4 protein-coding genes are annotated in these 3,274 nt (G+C 66.6%); all 4 read left to right on the forward strand.

Annotation, left to right across the window (positions count from 1 at the left end; translation table 11 throughout):
• The coding region (locus tag WC493_RS22570; RefSeq protein ID WP_373068769.1) for an ABC transporter ATP-binding protein at window positions 1-770 on the forward strand (770 nt) is incomplete at its 5' end.
• Complete coding sequence (locus WC493_RS22575) at window positions 767-1,618, forward strand: ABC transporter permease (protein ID WP_373068771.1); 852 nt, start codon at window positions 767-769, stop codon at window positions 1,616-1,618. The genes WC493_RS22570 and WC493_RS22575, both read left to right, overlap by 4 nt.
• Window positions 1,618-2,418 carry an ABC transporter permease gene (locus WC493_RS22580; protein ID WP_373068773.1) on the forward strand — a complete coding sequence of 267 codons (801 nt, stop codon included), beginning with the start codon at window positions 1,618-1,620 and terminating at the stop codon, window positions 2,416-2,418. The genes WC493_RS22575 and WC493_RS22580 overlap by 1 nt, the downstream gene beginning before the upstream one ends.
• 25 nt (window positions 2,419-2,443) lie before the next feature.
• Window positions 2,444-3,274: arginase family protein (locus WC493_RS22585; protein ID WP_373068775.1), on the forward strand; the 831-nt coding region annotated here is incomplete at its 3' end.

Genomic DNA, 3,274 nt, shown 5'->3' on the forward strand with positions numbered 1-3,274 from the left:
CGGTGGGCGCGAACACCGCCTATCCCCTGCGCATCCGCGGCAAGTCGAAAGAGGAGCAGCGCGCGGCGGCGGAGCGGCTGCTGACCCTCGTCCGGCTGCCGGGCGTCGCCGACCGGCCGGTGTCCAAACTCTCGGGCGGGCAGCGCCAGCGCATCGCCATCGCCCGGGCGCTGGCCCTGTCGCCCCGGCTGTTCCTGCTGGACGAGCCGCTCTCCGCCCTCGACGCCAAGCTGCGCGAGGCGATGCAGATCGAATTGAAGCAGCTCCAGCAGCAGCTGGGCATCACCACCATCGTCGTCACCCATGACCAGCGCGAGGCCATGACCATGGCCGATCTCGTCGTCGTCATGTCGGAGGGCCGCATCCTGCAGGCGGCGCCGCCGGTCGAGGTCTATCGCCGGCCGGCCAATGCCTTCGTCGCCGATTTCATCGGCATGACCAATCTCCTGCCCGGCACGGCGGCCGGCGCCGGCCGCATCGCCGTTGGCGGCGGCACGCTGACGGTCACGGAGACCGCCATCCCGGCCGACCTCGTGCTGTCCATCCGCCCGGAAGACGTGAAGATCCACGAGGCCGGCGAAGGCCCCAACCGGCTGCCCGGCACCGTCACCTTCATCCGCGATCTCGGCGCCTCGGTCGAAGTGCGGGCCGAGGTCGCGGGCCATGAGATCGTCGCGGTGACTGCGCCCAAGGACCGGCCGTCGGTGAGCGCCGGGGCCACGGTATCGGTGGAGTTTCCCGCCGAAGCCTGCGTGGTGCTGGCGAAATGAGCAAGCCAAGCCCGCGCCGCCTGGCGGATTACGCCCCCATCGCCTTTCCGGCGGGCATGTTGCTGGCGTTCTTCGTCGTGCCCTTCGGCATCATGATCGCCATTTCCTTCTATCACCGGGTGCAGGGCGGCTTTTACGAGCCGGCCTTCGAATTCGCCAATTACGAGCGCTTCCTGACCGCCTTTTTCGGCGGCGTGCTCGGCTTCTCGCTCGGCCTGTCGTCACTGGTCGCCGTGGTCGCCGTGGTGCTGGCCTTTCCCTTCACCTGGCTGCTCGCGCGGCAGCGCCGGCAGGTGCAGGTAATCTGGCTGGTCTTCCTCCTGTCCGTCCTCTCGCTCTCGGAAGTGATCATCGGTTTCGCCTGGTCGACCCTGTTCTCGAAGACGGCGGGCATCACCAATCTTCTGGTCGCCCTCGGCCTGATGGATCAGGCGGTCTCGCTCTACCCTTCCTTCGGCGCCGTGCTGGCGGGCATGGTCTATCAGGCCTTTCCCTATACGGTGCTCGTGCTCTATCCCGCGCTCTCGCGCCTCGACCCCACCTTGGTCGAGGCGGCGCGCACGCTCGGCGCCTCGCCCTTCAGGGCCTTCTTCAACGTGATCGTGCCGTCCTTGCGCAACACGATCCTCGCGACCGTGATCATGGTCTTCGTCTTCGCCCTCGGTTCCTATCTGCTGCCGCAGCTCCTTGGCCGGCCGCAGCAATGGACCCTGTCGGTGCTGATCACCGATCAGGCGATCTACCAGTCCAACATGCCCTTCGCCTCGGCCATGGCGGTGTTCCTGGTCCTCGTCAGCCTCGGCCTCGTCGGCCTGTCCCTTCTCTTCGGACAGCGGGAGAAAGCGTGATGAGCCCCTGGCCGACCCGTCTCGTCTTCGCCTGTTTCGGCCTCTTCCTCGCCGCGCCGCTGGCCGTCGTCGCCGGGGTCGCGGTCAACGAGAAGAAATCCCTGACCTTCCCGCCCGAGGGTTTTTCGCTGGCCTGGTTCGGCGAGATCTTCGCCAATCCCGAATGGTTCTCGGCCCTCCTCGCCAGTGTCGGCGTCGCGGCTTCCGCCTCGGTGCTCGCCGTGCTGATCGCCCTGCCCATCGCCTGGTTCCTGTGGCGCTGGCACGCGCCCTTCGCCCGCATCGTGCAGGTCCTCGGCCTCGCGCCCTTCATCCTGCCGCCGGTGATCACCGCTCTCGGCTTCCTCGCCTTCTGGTCGGAACTCGGCCTTTACGGCGCGCCCTGGACCGTGGTGATCAGCCACGGGATCTTCTTCGTTACCCTGCCGCTCGTCACCCTGACCCTCGGCTTCGATGCGATCGACGGCGCCCTGGTCGAGGCCGCCGCGACCATGGGCGCGGACGAGAAGACCGTGCTGCGCACCATCGTCTTCCCGCTGATCCGGCCCTACATCATCTCGGGCCTCGCCTTCGCCTTCGTGCTGTCGCTGAACGAATATATCGTCGCCTATATGGTCGTCGGCTTCACGGTCGAGACCCTGCCGATCAAGATCTTCAATGCCCTGCGCTATGGCTACACGCCGACCATGGCGGCGGTCAGCATTCTCTTCGTCGCCGTCGCGGCCGCCGTCTTCGGCCTGATCGCGCGCTTCGGCGACCTTCCCCGGCTCATGGGCGCCTGGTCGCCCAAGGACGAGTAACCGCGTTTATCTGAGGAGACCTTTGATGTTCGATGCCAAGAAGCTCGACGCCCTGCGCGCCAAATACGGCAATGCCGGCGGCGAGGTGATGTTCAGCGACGAATTCAAGCGCGTCGCCGACGTTCAGTTCTCGGCGGGCGGCCGGCGCATGATGCCCTTCGCCGGGGTCTCCACCTTCCTCGACGCGGAATACAAGCCGGACGCGGCCGACCTGCCCGATTTCGGCGGCATCGACATCGCGCTTGTCGGCGTTCCCATGGATCTTGGCGTCACCAATCGCGCCGGCTCGCGCTTCGGGCCGCGTGCCGTCCGCACGGTGGAGCGCGTCGGGCCTTACGAACACGTCCTGAAGGTCGTGCCCCTTGCCGAAGCCAAGGTCGCCGATATCGGCGACGTTCCCTTCCGCAGCCGCTTCAGCCTCGAATCCTGCCATCAGGACATCGAAGCCTTCTACAGGAAGCTGTGCGGCGCCGGCATCATCCCGCTGTCCATCGGCGGCGATCATTCGATCTCGCAGTCGATCCTGGCCGGGGTCGCCTCGAAGCACGGGCCGGTGGGCATGGTGCATTTCGATGCCCATTGCGACACCTCCGGTCCCTATGAAGGCAGCAAGTTCCAGCACGGCGGCCCGTTCCGCGAAGCGGTGCTGGCCGGCCACCTCGACCCCGAGCGCACGGTGCAGATCGGCATCCGCGGCGCCGCCGAATATCTGTGGGACTTCTCCTACGAAAGCGGCATGACCGTGATCCATGCCGAGGATGTCTCGAAGATCGGCACCGATGCCATCATCGAGACGGTGAAGAAGGTGGTGGGCGATGGCCCGACCTATATCTCGCTCGATGTCGACTGCCTCGAT

Source organism: Zavarzinia sp. (assembly GCF_041650655.1).
GTDB lineage: Bacteria > Pseudomonadota > Alphaproteobacteria > Zavarziniales > Zavarziniaceae > Zavarzinia.

Bases quoted from the DNA above. Each gene is read 5' to 3' on its own strand.
- WC493_RS22575 (WP_373068771.1), top strand. From the start codon at position 767: ATGAGCAAGCCAAGCCCGCGCCGCCTGGCGGATTACGCCCCCATCGCC.
- WC493_RS22580 (WP_373068773.1), top strand. From the start codon at position 1,618: ATGAGCCCCTGGCCGACCCGTCTCGTCTTCGCCTGTTTCGGCCTCTTC.